17 protein-coding genes are annotated in these 16,496 nt (G+C 64.3%); 3 read left to right on the top strand and 14 right to left on the bottom strand.

The annotated features are described in order from the left end of the window. Positions 1–75 precede the first annotated feature (75 nt). On the top strand, positions 76–930 hold the full coding sequence (locus tag PKKP23_RS16760; RefSeq protein ID WP_126877731.1) for a symmetrical bis(5'-nucleosyl)-tetraphosphatase: 855 nt from the start codon (positions 76–78) through the stop codon (positions 928–930). A gap of 33 nt (positions 931–963) precedes the next feature. Here PKKP23_RS16760 and PKKP23_RS16755 read toward each other — a convergent pair whose 3' ends face one another. The 9 genes from PKKP23_RS16755 to PKKP23_RS16715 all read right to left on the bottom strand — a co-directional run bounded on the left by PKKP23_RS16755 (position 964) and on the right by PKKP23_RS16715 (position 9,063). Then, a complete protein-coding gene (locus PKKP23_RS16755) occupies positions 964–1,902 on the bottom strand; it encodes an NAD-dependent epimerase/dehydratase family protein (protein WP_126877730.1) in 939 nt (312 codons plus the stop codon). A gap of 36 nt (positions 1,903–1,938) precedes the next feature. Further along, positions 1,939–2,775: a lysophospholipid acyltransferase family protein gene (locus PKKP23_RS16750; RefSeq protein WP_126877729.1), complete on the bottom strand. Its 837-nt coding sequence runs from the start codon at positions 2,773–2,775 to the stop codon at positions 1,939–1,941. Positions 2,776–2,805: 30 nt separating this feature from the next. Beyond that, positions 2,806–4,086 carry a dihydroorotase gene (locus tag PKKP23_RS16745; protein WP_017773031.1) on the bottom strand — a complete coding sequence of 427 codons (1,281 nt, stop codon included), beginning with the start codon at positions 4,084–4,086 and terminating at the stop codon, positions 2,806–2,808. Positions 4,087–4,154: 68 nt separating this feature from the next. Then, positions 4,155–5,195 carry an aspartate carbamoyltransferase catalytic subunit gene (locus tag PKKP23_RS16740; RefSeq protein ID WP_126877728.1) on the bottom strand — a complete coding sequence of 347 codons (1,041 nt, stop codon included), beginning with the start codon at positions 5,193–5,195 and terminating at the stop codon, positions 4,155–4,157. 158 nt (positions 5,196–5,353) lie between these two features. Further along, positions 5,354–5,869 carry a bifunctional pyr operon transcriptional regulator/uracil phosphoribosyltransferase PyrR gene (pyrR, locus tag PKKP23_RS16735; protein WP_017773029.1) on the bottom strand — a complete coding sequence of 172 codons (516 nt, stop codon included), beginning with the start codon at positions 5,867–5,869 and terminating at the stop codon, positions 5,354–5,356. Beyond that, entirely contained in the window at positions 5,866–6,300 is a 435-nt protein-coding gene (gene ruvX, locus PKKP23_RS16730; RefSeq protein WP_126877727.1) for a Holliday junction resolvase RuvX, read from the bottom strand. Before ruvX ends, pyrR begins: the two co-directional genes overlap by 4 nt. Continuing rightward, the gene (locus PKKP23_RS16725) at positions 6,297–6,878 is read right to left on the bottom strand and encodes a YqgE/AlgH family protein (protein ID WP_017773027.1); all 582 of its coding nucleotides are present in this window, start codon (positions 6,876–6,878) and stop codon (positions 6,297–6,299) included. The genes ruvX and PKKP23_RS16725 overlap by 4 nt, the downstream gene beginning before the upstream one ends. A 303-nt stretch (positions 6,879–7,181) precedes the next feature. Continuing rightward, entirely contained in the window at positions 7,182–8,606 is a 1,425-nt protein-coding gene (locus PKKP23_RS16720; RefSeq protein WP_126877726.1) for a hypothetical protein, read from the bottom strand. 286 nt (positions 8,607–8,892) lie between these two features. Further along, positions 8,893–9,063, bottom strand: coding sequence for a rubredoxin (locus tag PKKP23_RS16715; RefSeq protein ID WP_025527884.1), 171 nt, complete (start codon positions 9,061–9,063; stop codon positions 8,893–8,895). A gap of 245 nt (positions 9,064–9,308) precedes the next feature. On the opposite strand from PKKP23_RS16715, the gene PKKP23_RS16710 reads away from it, so the two are divergent. Then, positions 9,309–10,184 carry a hydroxymethylpyrimidine/phosphomethylpyrimidine kinase gene (locus PKKP23_RS16710; RefSeq protein ID WP_017773024.1) on the top strand — a complete coding sequence of 292 codons (876 nt, stop codon included), beginning with the start codon at positions 9,309–9,311 and terminating at the stop codon, positions 10,182–10,184. Between the two features lie 89 nt (positions 10,185–10,273). Here PKKP23_RS16710 and cysC read toward each other — a convergent pair whose 3' ends face one another. From cysC to PKKP23_RS16685, 5 genes are all read right to left on the bottom strand, one after another. Further along, positions 10,274–10,843, bottom strand: a complete 570-nt coding sequence (gene cysC / locus PKKP23_RS16705) for an adenylyl-sulfate kinase (RefSeq protein ID WP_338120160.1) — start codon at positions 10,841–10,843, stop codon at positions 10,274–10,276. Positions 10,844–11,078: 235 nt separating this feature from the next. Further along, positions 11,079–12,722, bottom strand: coding sequence for a chaperonin GroEL (groL, locus tag PKKP23_RS16700; RefSeq protein WP_017773022.1), 1,644 nt, complete (start codon positions 12,720–12,722; stop codon positions 11,079–11,081). Positions 12,723–12,767: 45 nt separating this feature from the next. Beyond that, positions 12,768–13,058 (bottom strand): co-chaperone GroES, encoded by a 291-nt coding sequence (gene groES, locus PKKP23_RS16695; protein WP_017773021.1) that lies wholly within the window; start codon positions 13,056–13,058, stop codon positions 12,768–12,770. A 980-nt stretch (positions 13,059–14,038) separates the two neighbouring features. Further along, on the bottom strand, positions 14,039–14,326 hold the full coding sequence (locus PKKP23_RS16690; protein WP_161978111.1) for a response regulator: 288 nt from the start codon (positions 14,324–14,326) through the stop codon (positions 14,039–14,041). A 748-nt stretch (positions 14,327–15,074) separates the two neighbouring features. Next, positions 15,075–15,359, bottom strand: coding sequence for a hypothetical protein (locus PKKP23_RS16685; protein WP_017773019.1), 285 nt, complete (start codon positions 15,357–15,359; stop codon positions 15,075–15,077). Between the two features lie 627 nt (positions 15,360–15,986). Between PKKP23_RS16685 and PKKP23_RS16680 the strand changes: the two genes are divergently transcribed. Next, positions 15,987–16,274, top strand: a complete 288-nt coding sequence (locus PKKP23_RS16680; protein ID WP_017773017.1) for a hypothetical protein — start codon at positions 15,987–15,989, stop codon at positions 16,272–16,274. Positions 16,275–16,496: the final 222 nt, after the last annotated feature.

The raw sequence follows: 16,496 nt of genomic DNA, 5'->3' as shown, positions 1-16,496 counted from the left end.
CAGCGCTCGCTCAGACTGCATTCTGCGTGCCTTTTCGGACCGTATTTGTGCGTTTCCGCTCAATTCCCCTGGCCAATGACTTCTCACCTCACCCCGCCGCCCAGCCCCATCGCCTTCGGTGATCTGCAAGGCTGCCGCAGCCAGTTCCGGCAATTGCTCGAGAAGGTTGCCCCTTCGCCGGACACGCCCCTCTGGTTCGCCGGCGACATCATCAACCGCGGCCGCGAATCGCTTGCCACGCTGCGTGACGTCATCGAACTGGGCGATCGCGCGACTACCGTGCTCGGCAATCACGATCTGCATCTGCTGTCGGTATCGGCGGGCATCCGCAACATCAAGAAGGGCGACACGATCGCGGAAATTCTCGCCGCGCCGGATGCGGCGGACCTGCTTCACTGGATACGCCATCGCCCCATCGCCCATTATGAGAACGGCATGTTGCTCGTTCATGCAGGCGCGCTGCCGCAATGGGACGTCGACCTGACGCTGGAACTGGCCGACGACCTGCAGCGCGCGCTGCGCGCTCCGGACTGGAAGGAAACGCTCGCCGGCCTTTACGGCAACAAGCCGAGCCGGTGGTCGTCCGACCTGAAAGGGATAGACCGCCTGCGCATCACCTGCGCCGCGCTGACCCGTCTACGCTTTTGCACGGCAGATGGCGCGATGGATTTCACCTCGAGTGGTCCGCTCGATGCCGCGCCGCCCGGATGCCTGCCCTGGTTCGACGTTCCCGGCCGCAAGACGGCCAACACGACCGTCGTCTTCGGTCATTGGGCCGCCCTGGGCCTCACCATGCGGGACAATCTGATCGGCCTCGACACCGGGTGCGTCTGGGGCAACCAGTTGTCCGCGGTACGTCTCACGAACGAACCCGGCGCAAGGACGGTCGTGCAGGTGGAATGCTCGGGGTGCCGCGCCGAGTTCGAGTGACCGCGCGCTGGCCCCACTCCAGCCACCCCACCCTTACGCCGGGCCGACCATCCACTTGATCGTTTCGGCGAAGTCGATGGGCTTCACGTCGGGCACGAGGCTGCGCAACCGGGCCGCGGACCCGACGAGCACCTTCACCTCGTTCGCCCTCACGAACGCCGGATTGACGCGCACCTCGAGATCGTGACCCGAGGCTTCGCGCACCATGTCGATAACCTCGTGCAACGTACGCGCGTGTTCGCTACAGACGTTGACCGTCTGCCCGCACGCCGCCTCGGATTCGAGCAGCGCACGGTAAGTCGCGGCCACCACGCGCACATCGGAGAAGTCGCGCGCCACGTCGAGATTGCCCAGTTCGATGAAGGGCTTGCGCTGCACGAAGTGCGAGACGATCTTCGGCACAAGGAAGCGGCTTTCCTGGCCGCGGCCCGTGTAGTTGAAGGGCCGGGTCATGACGATCGGCAGCCGGTCGAACCACGTGCGCACGAGATGCTCCATCGCGAGCTTGCTTGCAGCGTAGTGGTTCACGGGCGCGGGCATCACGTTCTCATCGACCACGCCCGCCGCGTTTCCGTACACGTTCGCGCTGCTTGCCACCAGAATCTTTTGGGGCTGCACGCCCACGTCGACACAGGCCTGCAAGAGATTCAGCGTGCCCAGCACGTTGACGCGATACATGTCAAGCGCGTCGTCGTGTGCAACAAAGCTGATCGCCGCCAGATGCACGATGTGCGTGGGGCGCACTTCGCCGATCACGCGGCGGCACGCCTCCAGCGACGTGATGTCGAGCACATGCTCGTTCGCCTCGGCGGTATGCGTGTGGCCGACCGCGCCAACCACCTCATACCCGGCACGCTGCAACTCGTCGCGAACATACGCGCCGGTGAAGCCGCGAGCCCCGGTAATCAGTACGCGCCTGCCCGTTTGCTCAGAAGGAAAGCCCAATTTCTCTACTCCCAGATACCTGTTCATCAGTTGCAGCACGCGGCGCGATTGGCCCGCGCCGCCTCATCCCGCGGCCAACGTATCGCTGCCTGGCCCGCTCTCGTGCGCAGCCTGCCCGGAGTCGGGCGCCTCGGTCGCTTGTTCGCGCGCCGCGTCCCCTCTCTCTCCACCCTGCAGTGCCTCCAGCGCCCGCTTCACCGCGGCCTCCGCTTCGGCCGCAAGCGCACGCCGGTCCGCGCCCGGCGCGAGCGCCTCGCCGATATAGACGTGCGCGGTGAGCGGACCCGCGCGCAGCAACGCATCGAGCGACTGGCCAAGCGACACGTCGTCAATGTAAGCAGGCGCCACGGACTGCCGTCCGTTCGCCTCCTCATACATCAGACAGACGGGCTGCACCGGCCGCGACGCCGATACCGGCGCCTGGAACAGGTTCGAGTGAAACGGCAGCACGCCGCGGCCGTCCGACGTCGTGCCTTCGGGAAAGACGCACATGCGCGCGCCGCTGTCGAGCCGCGACGCCAGCTCGTGCATGATGCGCTTCGCGTCGCTGCGCTTCTCGCGGTGGATGAACACCGTGTCGAGCTTGTGCGCGAGCCACCCCACCACCGGCCAGTTGCGGATCTCCGCCTTGGACACGAACGGCGTAGGCCGCCAGGCGTTGATCACGTAGATGTCGATCCACGACACGTGGTTGCTCACCACCAGCACGCCTTCGTCGAGCCGCGCGGCGTCGTTGTGCACGACGAGCCGCACGCCGGCGAGGCGCAGCAGCTTGAGCGACCATGCGCGCGTCAGCTGCGTGCGCGTTTCGGCCGAGGCGCGCGAAAAGCGCGTCGCGACGGTCCACATGCCGTGCAGGAGGTGAAGCACAATGCTGATCTTGCGAAACGCGATCTTCATGTTCAGTGCCGTCGAATCGATTCTGCCGGGTCAGCGTTGCTGCTCGAACGCCACGTGCCCCGAGACGATCGTCGCGCGCACGCGCGCCGGCAGCTCGTAGCCGAGGAACGGCGAGTTGTGTCCCTGGCTCTTGAGCGTGCGCGGGTCCACGCGCCAGTGCGTGTCGGGATCGAACACGCACACGTCGGCCACGTCGCCCACGGCGATACGTCCGGCCGGCAGTTTCAGCACGTCCGCGGCGCCAGCCGTGATGCGGTCGAGCGCCTTCGCGAGCGGCACGCCGGCCTCGCTCGCCCACTTCACGGTGAGCGAGAGCAACAGTTCGAGGCCTGTCGAGCCGGGCGTCGCTTCGGCGAACGGCAGCAGCTTTTCGTCGTCGTCCACGGGCGTGTGGTCGGAGCAAATCGCGTCGATGGTGCCGTCGATCAGCCCCGCGCGAATCGCGTCGCGATCGCGCTGCTGGCGCAGCGGCGGGTCGAGCCGGAATTGCGAATCGAAGTAGCCGATGTCCATGTCGATCAGATGCACGTGATTGATCGTGACGTCGCAGGTCACGGGCAACCCTTCGGCCTTGGCCGCGCGCATCAGGCTCACGCCCGCCGCCGACGAGATATGCGCCAGATGCACGCGCGCGCCCGTCACGCGCACGAGTTCGAAAATGGTGTGCAGCGCGATGGTCTCGGCGGACACCGGCACGCCCGAGAGACCGAGCCGCGACGCCACCGCGCCGCTGGCCGCCACGCCACCCTTCGCGAGATACGCGTCAAGCGGACGCAGCCACGCGGTGTAGCCGTACGTGCTCGCGTACTGCAGCGCGCGCAACATGACCTGCGTATCGACGATAGGCTGGTCGGCCTGCGAGAACGCCACGCAGCCGGACTCGGTGAGTTCCACCATCTCGGTGATCACCTGCCCCTTGAGGCCCACTGTGAGCGCACCCAGCGGATACACGTGCGCCTGGTTGAGGTTGCGCGCGCGGAACTTGAGCATCTCCACGAGGCCCGGTTCGTCGAGCACCGGGTCGGTGTCGGGCGGACACACGAGGCTCGTCACGCCGCCTGCGAGCGCAGCCGCCATTTCCGATTCGAGCGTGGCCTTGTGCTCGTAGCCGGGCTCGCGCAGACGCGCCGAGAGATCGACGAGACCCGGGGCCACCACGAGGCCGCGTGCGTCGATGGTCTTCGCCGCGTGGAAGTCGGCGGGCGCGTTGCCGAGCGCGACGACCTTGCCCGCCGCGATGAATACGTCCTGCTGCTGTTCGGTGCCGGCTGCCGGATCGATGACCGTGCCGCCCTGAATATGAATCTTCATGCGCTGCCTTTGTTATGCGTGCCCTGGCTGTATCGTGGCGGTGTCGCCTCGAAATGCGTGTGTGGAGTTCAGTCGTTGTTGCCCGCGACGATGCCCATCACCGCCATGCGCACGGCGATGCCGAACGTCACCTGGTTGAGGATCACCGACTGCGGGCCGTCGGCCACCTGCGAATCGATTTCCACGCCGCGATTCATCGGGCCGGGGTGCATGACGATGGCGTCGGGCCGCGCCAGCGCAAGGCGCTCCGGCGTGAGGCCCCAGCTCTTGAAGTACTCCTGCGCGGAAGGCAGCAGCGCCCCGCTCATGCGCTCGTTCTGCAGCCGCAGCATGATGATGACGTCGACGTCCTTCAGCCCCTCGTCGAGGTTGTGGAACACGCGCACGCCCATCTGCTCCAGATTGCCCGGCAACAGCGTGCGCGGACCGATGGCGCGCACTTCCGGCACGCCGAGCGTGGTGAGCGCGTGGATGTCCGAGCGTGCCACGCGCGAGTGCAGGATGTCGCCCACGATCGCCACGCGCAGTTGCGTGAAATCGCGCTTGTAGTGGCGAATCGTGTACATGTCGAGCAGGCCCTGCGTGGGGTGCGCGTGCCGGCCGTCGCCGGCGTTGATCACGTGCACGTGCGGCGCGCAGTGCTCGGCGATCAGGTACGGCGCGCCGCTCGATGCGTGGCGCACCACGAACATGTCCGCGTGCATCGCGGAGAGGTTGTTGATGGTGTCGAGCAGCGACTCGCCCTTGCTCGTGGACGACGCGTTGATGTTGAGATTGATGACGTCTGCGGAGAGGCGCTTGGCCGCGATCTCGAACGTGGTGCGCGTGCGCGTGGAGTTCTCGAAGAACAGGTTGAACACGGACTTCCCGCGCAACAGCGGCACCTTCTTGACCTCGCGGTCGGTCACGCTCACGAACTGCGCGGCCGTGTCGAGAATATGCGTGACGATGGCGCGCGGCAGCCCTTCGATGGTCAGCAGATGCTTGAGTTCGCCGTTCTTCGTGAGTTGCGGGTTGCCCTTCAGGAAGCCGTAGCGAAAACGGTCGCCGGCAGCGTCCGAGCCGCTGGGGTCCGCAGGATTTCCGGGTGCCGCGGTGGAGGTGTTCATGGATGATGTGCCTGATTCAAACGGGTATTTCGAGATGCCTGCCCGCGCGGCGCGCAAACGTACACGCTGGGCGGCGTCAGATCGCCCGGTTCATGATGTGCGTCACGCGGAGCATCATGAAGCGCGCGAACGCCGACGGCGGCATGCGCATGTTGCCTTCAAGCCTGCCGCGGTTCGGTGTGGAACGTGAAGCGGCCGTCGTCGCCATGTGCGAGCACGAGCGTGGCGTCGGCGGGCACGTCCACCACACCGCCCACGAAACGTGCGGCCACGGGCAGTTCACGGCCACCGCGATCGGCCAGCACGGCGAGTTCGATGGCCGCAGGCCGGCCGTAGTCGTACAACTCGTTGATGGCCGCGCGCACGGTGCGGCCGGTGTACAGCACGTCGTCGACGAGCACGATGCGGCGATCGTCCACTTCGAACGGCAGCGACGTGGGGCTCGCCTGCGTGTGCAGTCCCTTCTTGGCGTAGTCGTCGCGATGCAGTGCCACGTTCACGACGCCCCATTCGGCCACGCCGAGGTCGCGCGCGAGGCGCTCGGCAAGCCACGCGCCGCCGCTGTAGATGCCGGCCAGCACGGCGCCGTCGGCACGGCCCAGTTGATCGCCATACGCGGCACGAATCTGTTCGAGGACGCTGCGGTAGAGCGCCTCGGCGTCAATGGAACTCATAGCGGATGATCGGAAAGTTCGTCCAGATACTGCTGGAGGATGATGGAGGCCGCTTCGGCATCGAGCTGCCCGGTGTCGCCGCCGCGCTCGCGAATCTGCGCTTCGGCGTCTACCGACGTATATCGCTCGTCCACCCACACGACAGGCAGATTGAAGCGACCGTTGAGCTGATTGCCGAAGCGCTTCGCCTGCTGTGTCATGGCGTGCGGCGTGCCGTCCGGATGCGAGGGCAAACCAACCACGAGGACGTCCGGCTTCCACTCGGCGATCAGCTTGCCGATGGCCTCGAAGCGGTAATCGCGGTTGCGGTTGGGAACCACCGTGAGCGGCCTGGCACTGCGCGTAAGAGAGTTGCCGAGCGCGACGCCGATGCGCTTCTCGCCGTAGTCGAACGCCAGCAGCGTTGCCTCACGGCCGCTCGCCACGCTCATGCGTGACCCGCCTCGCCCGAAAGCATCGTCGAAGAAATGCCGAGCAGCGCGAGTGCTGCTTCGAAGCGCTCTTCGGCGGGCACGTCGAAGACGATCTTCGGATCCGCCTCGACCGTGAGCCAGCCGTTCTTCGAGATTTCCTCTTCGAGCTGGCCGGCGCCCCAGCCTGCATGACCCAGCGTGAGCAGAAAACGCTCGGGACCTTTGCCGTTTGCGACCGCCTCGAGCACGTCTTTGGACGTGGTCATCTCCAACCCACCGCCCGGCACCAGCATGGTCGACGTGTAGTTCTTGCCCTCCAGCGGCTCGTGCAACACGAAGCCGCGCTCGGTCTGCACGGGGCCGCCGAAGTAGACGGGCACATGCAGCAGCGGCTCGATCTCGAGCTTGAGATCGATGCGCGAGAAGAGCGCTTGCAGGTCGATGTCAGTGGGACGATTGATGACGAGGCCGAGCGCACCGCGCTCGCTGTGATCGCAAAGGTAGACCACCGTTCCTGAAAACGTGGGATCGGCCATGTTGGGCATGGCGATCAGGAACTGGTTGGTCAGATTGATGCGATCGTTACTCTTGGACATGGTTCGAATTTTAGCAAAGACGATGCGGGATGGCGGCAGCCGGGCCGCAGTCTGCGGCCTTGCGCGGCCTCACGCGATGGCCGGGGCCGCGATACTTTCCGCTGCCTGCATGATCCTTTTTTACGGAATATCTAACGCTCACTGTATCACGCGCGTGTGCTTTCAATGTGCAAGGCACAGCCCTTCGCGAGGCTTGTGCCGCGCAGGGCTGCAAAGGCCGTTTCAGCGTCTGCTTTCGCCGCGTGTGCCCGTCGCATGCGTGCTCGATGCTTGCCGCATGGACGATGCGCGCATTCCATGCGTTCAGCCGCCGCCCTGCTCGATCGCACGGGCGAGAGCAGCGAGCGCACTGCTGCTGTCTGGCGGCGCGACGCCTGCAGCGGTCTTGAGCAGCATGGCACGCAAGGCTTCGCAGCCTTGTTCGAGAGCGCGGACGTCCGGCGCTTCGACCACCACATGCGAGCGCACCGCCGGCGTGGCCACGCCCGCATACGCCGTGCGCCGCCAGGCGAGACCTAGCGCATCGGCCATGAGCGCGACGTGACCGAGCCCGAGCGCACAGGCCGCCGCGCCGACGCGGTACGCCGCATCGCCCGCCTGGAGTGCCGCGCCGGGATCGGCCTTCTCCGGACGGCTCGCGGTGCGGGCGTACTCGTTGAGCGCCGTCATCGACGCATCGGCCGTCTGCAGAAAATCTTCATACGCCTGGCCAGTGATGGTGAGCACCCCCAGTTCCCGGTTGTCGTCGCGCGGTGCCGCCACGCTACCCGCCTGCTGGGACGCCCCTTCTTCCCACAGCGCTTCGGACGCCTGGGTTGCCGCCACGTGCCAGTCCACCGTAAGGCCATAGTCGTGCAGCAGTTCGACGTGGTCGGCGTCCTCAGCTGCAGCGCCGAAGAGCGCGTAGTCGCGCCACAGCAGTGCGAGCGTGGACCTTACCAGCGAGCGCGGGGCAAGCTGCACGCCGCGCGCCTGGTCGGCCAGCGCGAGATTGCAGCGCGCATAGAAACGTCGCGCGTCCGCTTCACCCGTCGCGTGACGGCTCGCACGCAAGGCCCGCCCGCACGCCGAGGCAAGACGCCAGAAGTCGTAGGGATCGGGGCCGGCGAGTTCGGCGAGGCACGCGTCCATCTCGTTGAACGCCGCATCCGCCCACGCGGCCGCGGCACGGCTGCCCGCCGTCTGCGTCTTTAACGCGGGCAGCAGCGCAGCCTCGTAACGGGCCCGCATGTGGGCAATGCGTTGCGCCGGCTGCGGCCGCATCGTCGAGGGCGGCACGGGCCGGGCAACAAGCGCGTAGTCCTCGAACGAGATGGTGAAACCGGGCGTATGCGGCGCGAGCACCTGGCACATCGCATGCAGACGACCGTAGAGCGCCGGCGAACACGACAGTTCGCGCAGGTTGTGACGCGCGAGCGCCGCACGAAAATCACCGAGCGCCGCCGACGCGACGCGGTGCGCGCCGCCTTCGTCGAGATTCGCGGCATCAGAGTTCGCAGCCAGCGCCAGAGGCGAAACGAGCAGCAGCGTGTCGACGAAGCGGTGAGCCGACAGCCAGCCCGCTTCGCGCAAGGCATACGCCGCGCGCAAGAGCGGGCCGGCGCAATCGCCTCCCGCCTCCAGGGCGCGCTGCGCGTCGGCAAGCGCCGTTTCAGCGGCACGCACGGCGCCACCGCGCGGATTGGGCAAGGCGTCGAAGGTGGCGGGAAGGGTCGGCTGGAAGGTCATGAGAAGGTGGCGGGAACGCGCGCGGATACGAATTCGTACGCAGTGCAGCGAAACGATGGCGTGTGCCTGCCACTACACGCAAGCGCATGCAGACGCGCCCCTGCCCGTGGCCGGCACGTCGCAGATCGGGCATGCGTGGCCCGGTACGGATCGGCTCGCGCAGGTACGATGACGAACTCCCTTTGCGATGCGGCAAACGCGTTGCGTGCCGGTGCCGGGTCCGGCGCCCAGGCCCACGCGTCACGCCGACGGCGCGCGCGATATCGGGCCGCAGGCGTGGCCCGGATCAGATCTGAACCATCTCGAAGTCTTCCTTGCGCGCGCCGCACTCGGGACAGGTCCAATTGATCGGGACATCCTCCCAGCGCGTGCCCGGTGCAATACCTTCTTCTGGCAATCCGGCTTCTTCGTCGTAGATCCAGCCGCAGATCAGGCACATCCAGCTTCTATATTCCATTCTTATGCCGCGTCGAAAAGTCCAAAAATAACCGGAAAAACGGGAGCCATGATGGTACCTTTTTTCACCGTGCCGGGCGAGACCGGCGCGGTTGCCCACAAGCGCGGGTGGCACCGATCATTCGTGCAACGAGGCAAAAACCCAGCCGCAATGCGGCCGCAGGACGCATAATTGAGCCATTCGCAAGCCCCGCCCGCATGGCGTGCGAACCTTGCGCCCTCCCCAATCATTTCCCTCCTACGTTCATGTCCAGCGACACCCCTCCGATCGTCCTCACCTTCGGCCTTTCCGATCCCACTGGCGGCTCCGGCGTCCAGGCGGACCTGATGACACTCGCCAGCATGGGTTGCCACGGCGTCACAGTGTTGACCGGCTACACGGTGCGCGACTCGGCCAGTTGTGACGAGGTGACCGGGCTCGATCCGGACACGGTCGCAACCCAGGCGAGGATGCTGCTCGAAGACATGCCGATCGCCGCATTCAAGGTGGGCGCGGCGGCTCGTGCCGAAGTGGTGAGCGCGATCGCGGAAGTGGTTGCCGACTACGACGACGTTCCGCTCATCCTCGCGCCTGACTTCACGCTTGACGACGAACACGTGCTCGCCGCGGACGAACTGCGCGAAGCCATTGCCGACCTGCTTGCGCCGCAGACTACGCTGCTGATCGCGGACAGCGCCACGCTGCTCGCGCTCGCACAGCCGGACGGCGACGCAGAGGCACCGAGTCTCGACGCGGCGATCTCGCATCTGCTCTCGCAAGGCTGCGAGTACATTCTCTCGATGGAAACGGGCTCGCACCGGCTCGTCAATACGCTCTTCAGCGAAGACGGGCAGTTGCGCCAGGACACCTGGGACCGCGGTCCGCAGCGCATCATGGGGCTCACGGACACGTTGGGCGCGGCCGTCGCCGCGCTGCTTGCGAACGGCCAGGAACCGCCCGAAGCCGTGCGCGAGGCTCAGGAGTATCTCTATCAGAGCACGCGCAGTGCGTTCCGGCCGGGAATGGGTGCGTATCTGCCCGATCGCTTCTTCTGGGCGCGCAGCAATGACGACGAAGAGACGCCCAAGGCCGGCGACGCGGCCGGCTCGGGCTCGTCAGGCGAAGCCAGGCATCATCATTGAGACCGGTTTTGCGGCGTTCGGAGCGGTTTTGAGCGAGTGCTGACTGACTGCTGCAGTCGCAGTCGGCGCTTTTGCGCCGCGGGAGAAAATCAGGCGTCGCACGCGGCCCGTTTTGCTTCGCGGCGACCCCGCACCCCCTTACCCAGCCGAAGAACGATCGTGGCGACCGCGCCTTCGACGCGGCACGCCGATGTGTCGATCACGAGTTCCGGCTCGACCGGCGGCTCGTAAGGCGACGACACCCCGGTGAACTGCTGGATCCGGCCCTCGCGCGCCTGAGCGTACATCCCCTTCGGATCTCGTTCGGCGCAAAGCTGTGGCGGTGCGGAGATGAACGTTTCGATGAAACCGTCACCGACGATGGAGCGCGCCAGCGCGCGCTGCTGGGCGAATGGCGAAATCGTGGCCACGATCACGACGTAGCCTTCCCGCTGGAAGAGCTTCGCGAGATGCGCGATGCGGCGAATGTTTTCGATGCGATCGGCTTCCGAAAAGCCGAGGTCCGAGCAGATGCCTGCGCGCAGCGTATCGCCGTCGAGCACGATAGCCTTCGCGTTGAGGTTCTGCAGCGTCTCGAACAACGCCTGTGCAATCGTCGTCTTCCCGGCGCCTGGCAGACCTGTCATCCAGACGACCGGCCGGGGTGCGGCTGCTGTCAAGCCATCATCGTTCGTATTCACGGCAGACCCTACGGTTGTATTACATCCGTACTTTAACGTTTGCGCAGACGTTTTCCGTCGCCGCTCCAAAAATATGACCATTACAGAATATTTCTCAAACGGATACGCTGGCAGGCGTCAGAAACGACGAAACCCGCCGAAGCGGGTTTCGTCTTGAGACCGCGGGGAGCCGAGGCTCCCCGGCACTTCCATGTAATGCGGGCTTGCGCCGTTATTACATGTCCATGCCCATGCCGCCCATGCCGCCGGGCATGCCGCCACCGGCCATCGGAGCGTCTTCCTTCGGCAGTTCGGCAACAGCTGCGTCCGTCGTCAGCAGGAGGCCGGCAACCGATGCGGCGTTCTGCAGCGCGGTGCGCGTCACCTTGGTCGGATCGACCACGCCGGCTTCAACCAGGTCGCCGTACTCGCCGGTCGCTGCGTTGTAGCCGTAGTTGCCCTGGCCTTGCGCCACGGCTGCCACCACCACGCTCGCTTCTTCGCCGCCGTTCGTGACGATCTGACGCAGCGGCTCTTCCATGGCGCGCAGCACGATCTTGATGCCCGCTTCCTGGTCGGGGTTCACACCCTTCAGGGCGGTGATCGCAGCACGTGCACGGATCAGCGCAACGCCGCCGCCGGGGACGATGCCTTCTTCAACGGCAGCGCGGGTTGCGTGCAGCGCGTCTTCCACGCGTGCCTTCTTTTCCTTCATTTCGACTTCGGTCGCGGCACCCACCTTGATCACGGCCACGCCGCCAGCCAGCTTCGCGACGCGCTCTTGCAGCTTCTCGCGGTCGTAGTCCGAGGTGGCTTCCTCGATCTGCGTGCGGATCTGCTTGACGCGCGCTTCGATGTTGCGGGCTTCGCCAGCGCCGTCGATGATCGTCGTGTTTTCCTTGCCCACTTCGATGCGCTTTGCCTGACCCAGCTCGGCCAGCGTTGCCTTCTCGAGCGACAGACCCGTTTCTTCCGCGATCACCTGGCCGCCGGTCAGGATCGCGATGTCTTCCAGCATCGCCTTGCGACGGTCGCCGAAGCCCGGAGCCTTGACAGCCACCGTCTTCAGGATGCCGCGGATGTTGTTGACCACGAGCGTTGCGAGCGCTTCGCCTTCGATGTCTTCAGCGATGATCAGCAGCGGACGGCCAGCCTTGGCAACCTGTTCCAGCACCGGCAGCAGGTCACGGATGTTCGAGACCTTCTTGTCGTGCAGCAGCACGAACGGGCTTTCCAGGACGGCGACCTGCTTGTCCGGGTTGTTGATGAAGTACGGCGACAGGTAGCCGCGGTCGAACTGCATACCTTCCACGACTTCCAGCTCGTCGGCGAGCGACTTGCCGTCTTCCACCGTGATCACGCCTTCCTTGCCGACCTTGTCCATGGCTTCCGCGATGCGGTCGCCGATCGACGTGTCGCTGTTAGCCGAGATCGCGCCGACCTGAGCGATTTCCTTGCTGGTCGTGCAGGGCTTGCTGATCTTGCGCAGCTCTTCGACAGCTGCCGCGACGGCCTTGTCGATGCCGCGCTTCAGGTCCATCGGGTTCATGCCCGATGCGACGTACTTCATGCCTTCGCGAACGATGGACTGAGCTAGCACGGTAGCGGTCGTCGTGCCGTCACCTGCGTTGTCGCTGGTCTTGGAAGCCACTTCCTTGACCATCTGGGCGCCCATGTTCTGCAGCTTGTCCTTCAGCTCGATTTCCTTCGCGACCGACACACCGTCCTTGGTGACCGTCGGGCCGCCGAAGCTGCGCTCGAGCACCACGTTGCGGCCCTTCGGACCCAGCGTGACCTTCACTGCATTGGCGAGAATGTTCACGCCTTCGACCATCTTCGAACGGGCGGAATCGCCGAACACGACGTCTTTAGCTGCCATCTTGTAACTCCTTGAATCTCTTTGGTGAATATGGACCGTGCAGGCTTACTTGTTGACCACGGCCATGATGTCTTCTTCGCGCATCACGAGCAGTTCCTGGCCGTCCACCTTGACGGTCTGGCCAGCGTACTTGCCGAACAGGACGCGATCGCCGACCTTCACGTCGAGCGCGATCTGGGCGCCCTTGTCATCGCGCTTGCCCGGGCCGATCGCCAGAATCTCGCCTTGATCCGGCTTTTCAGCAGCTGCTTCGGGAATCACGATACCCGAGGCGGTCTTGGTTTCCTGATCCAGACGCTTGACGATCACGCGATCATGCAAAGGACGAAGGTTCATACAAACTCCTCTCTTCGAGACTTGAAGGACACTCAAGAAACCCGGCCTGGCAGAGCCAGGCCGGAGATGTTGTTAGCACTCTCGTGCGGTGAGTGCTAATTATATGGACGGGTGGTGACAAATTCAAGAACGGGGGACGGGTGTGGCGCCGAGATGCACTCAATTTGGAACTTCGTTCACTTAAGCTGGAACTGGTCATCGCCGCACGCCGTGCGCAGAACGTCGAATTTCCTATTTAAAACATACACTTAAGTCGACTCTCGCGCGTCCCATGCGGCCGCCGTTTCAAGAAGATGCGCTTCGCTCTTCCAAAGCACTGAATCGATCCGCGCAGCGTGCAAGCTGGACACCCCCGGGAAATCCCCAACCTCTCCGCCAGAAAAATTCGGAAGTGTCCGGCGGCAAACCAAGACGTTCTAAAAATGACGTCCGGAAGGCTGGAAGCGGTTGCCAGCGGGCCCAATTCCAAATTCGATCGGCGCCCGTGACGACGCAGAAACGTCCGAGCGTCGCGCCGAGCGCGCCTCCTCACGCCGTCGTTGACAACAAGATCACGACGCGTTGCTCCCTGGAACCCTGTTCCCCACCATCGAGAGTAACGCGACCTTATTTAAGGATAATCACGGCTATCCGCCCGGCTTTGAGGGCCCGCGATTTCTCGCGCGACGCATGCATCATGCTTGGGCGGCCAGGAACTTACGACCTTGACTAACAGGGCGTTTACTTTCGAGAAATCGGTAGGTCGCCTGCGAGGTGGCTCATGCCTCTTGCGTGCCCTGCACGGCTGAAATGAGCGTCGCGTTCTGCCGCATCCACGGCGATCGTCGCGCTCTGTCGGCGAGCGCCAGCCGGCCATTTCCTGCCGCTCGTCAAGGCCCTTACGTGAACATTGAGCCGTCGGCTCCGCCCCCGTAATCGGCCGTCCGGCGGGGATAAAGGCCCCGCTTCGTCTTCCGACCAGTAGCCGGGATGCACGGCCCCTATTGAGCTAATGACCGGAGCAGTGTCAGTAGAACGCCGGGACAACCGCCTTTCTGGCAATAGACGTCAAACCTCGACGCAATGCCGGAGGAACGGGCGACCGGTTCGTCGAGAGCGGCGAAAGCAACGAGAAGGGTGTGCTGGGTCAGCTCATCCTGCGTCAGACGTTGCGCAAGCTCGTACCCATCCATGATCGGCATGTTGATATCCAGCACGGCGATCTCGGGCCTCCACGTCGCAGCCATCTGTAGCGCGGTTGCTCCATCAGCAGCGAAATGCGCGTACATATCCCGCCGTCGCGAGCGACGCCGCTGCCGCCTCGCCGCCCGCACGCTCATCGTCCACGACGAGAAGCCGGCGTTGGCGAGGCGCAGGATTGGCGGGCAATCTGCGCAGGCTCCATCGCGCAGAAGTCACGAACGTCGGCATATGCGGGAATCAGATATGGGCAAGCGCGTGTCCTGGAGCGACACAGCCGCGTCGCTCAGGAGAACGCATCAACCGTGACGCGCAATAGGCAGCAACGCGCGCGCCTATAGGGGGCGTCGAAGCCGATGACCGGGAGGAACACGTGACCACTGTCGTCTGCAACGAAGGAAACCCGACCCCCGAGAAAGCGCTCCCCACGCTGTTTACCCTCCCCTCACGAGGGCGAATTAACCTGACCGGAGCCGGAGCACTGCGGGCATTGGCCCTGGTCTTTACATCTGCCGCTGCATTATCACGGCACATCACGCAACGATAGCCGTTGCGTCAGCAGAACGTGAAACCAGCTTCACCGTTGCATACGTCGCGGGATTGCCTTCGCTGCCCCTTGAGGGTGATGCCTCGGCGTAGGACGGAACGAGGAATTGCTCCAGCGAGATGCAAGGCGACCTGCGGGTGGAAGCGAGTTCAGATTTGACCGCGGTCGGTACCCGGCGGGCGCATCGGCGGTCGGTCAGTCCTCTTATGAGGGTTGAATCGCGATGGCGCCGAGGCAAGCGGGGAATGGCCGTACTGTAGTTCGCAACTGGCCTGACGTGGCCGGACCGTTCAGGCGGCGTCCCAGATCGGCCGGTCGGACGCGCGACCGTCAATCAACATTTCGGCGTAGACGAGGGACGCACGCCTTGCGTCGCCGGTATTCACGAAAGGACGCTTGCCGGGCACGCGGAACAGCCTGCTCCGGGCAATGGCCAGTCCGGAATCAGGTTCGCTGATACGGATCGACGCATCGAATCCTTCGTCGTAGTTGTGGCCAAATCCTGCCTGGGTCGCGCGGTGGGGATACACGAGCAGGGAAATATCGAGACCTCGATAATGGCGAATGGTGCTCATTAGATCACTCCTTTTTTGGCCGCAGCACGCAGCCGGTTTTTGATCGTTGTGTGGGGCTGGCCGGGGTACGCCCGAAGCGCCCGACGAACCATATCAACGAGTCGAAATCGCCCATGCGGACCTTCCCGCCGGGAAGGGTGCCACTCGGCTAGACAATGGTTCGGGTGGCTTTGCGCCGGCAGTGAACGTCACGCCTCCATCGGGGGGGCGCTACGTCGGCCAGCATTCGATGTACCGTTGTTAGATCGCTCTATCCGAACCACCTGAAATCAAAAGCGCATTGCTGACCGTTTACGTTGTGTTCAGCACATCGTCGGGACGACGTCCGTTGCTCGTCCAATGAGGTCAATATCCGTCATCGGTTTCATCGCGCGGCAAGCAAGCCTGGTTGCCGTGAAGTTCTCATGGAGTCCGCCACATACAGTGGTGGAGAGGGGAGGTCGATGATCCTCATCGGGCCATCAGAAAGAAGATGGATGACAGCGTGGGCGAAGATCCGCTTTGCGGACTTCATGATTCACCATACGCGCACCGGTACCACGGGTCAATTCAATTCTGAAAACATCTGCACCGTCCTGCGCTCCCTGTTTCAGGGTATAGTGGGCTTTCCCCTGTGGAGTGACTGACATGTCGACACACCCGATTCTTCTCTACAAGGGGTACGAACTTCATCCTCTCGTATTCCCCCGCACGTTCAATCGTTTTGACGGACATTCCCGTTTCGCTGAAGGGTATGACATCGCAGTTCGGATATGTCGTCCGGCCGCGATCGCAGGTTCTGCGGCGAGCCGCGTTTTCCGGCTGGACCAGTCACAAGCATTCTCCGATTTTGGTGTGGCAAGGCGTGCCGCCCGGCAGCAGGGAAAGGACATCATCGACGGGAAGGTGAACGGAGCCTCGGTCGTCGACATGTGATGGCAGTGCCGGCGTGCGGAAGCCGGCGATGGGCTCTCCGTTGATCGCCTGTTTGACTGTCGTTTTCTTCATAAGAGGCGCCCCGTGTCGGAGAGGAGCAATCGTCAAGAGTGGTGTACGCGGGTCAGGCGGCATGATCAGGCGGCCAGCGCTTGAGGAGCCGGTGTGCTTTCAATCACCGGAGTGCCGTCCTTGAAGGGAATGCCCTTCAGGAGCGGCTCG

Origin of the sequence: Paraburkholderia kururiensis JCM 10599 = LMG 19447 (assembly GCF_003986935.1) — a bacterium.
Lineage (GTDB): Bacteria > Pseudomonadota > Gammaproteobacteria > Burkholderiales > Burkholderiaceae > Paraburkholderia > Paraburkholderia kururiensis.
Note: the sequence above shows the minus strand (reverse complement) of the source record. Positions and strands in the feature narration are given on the sequence as shown.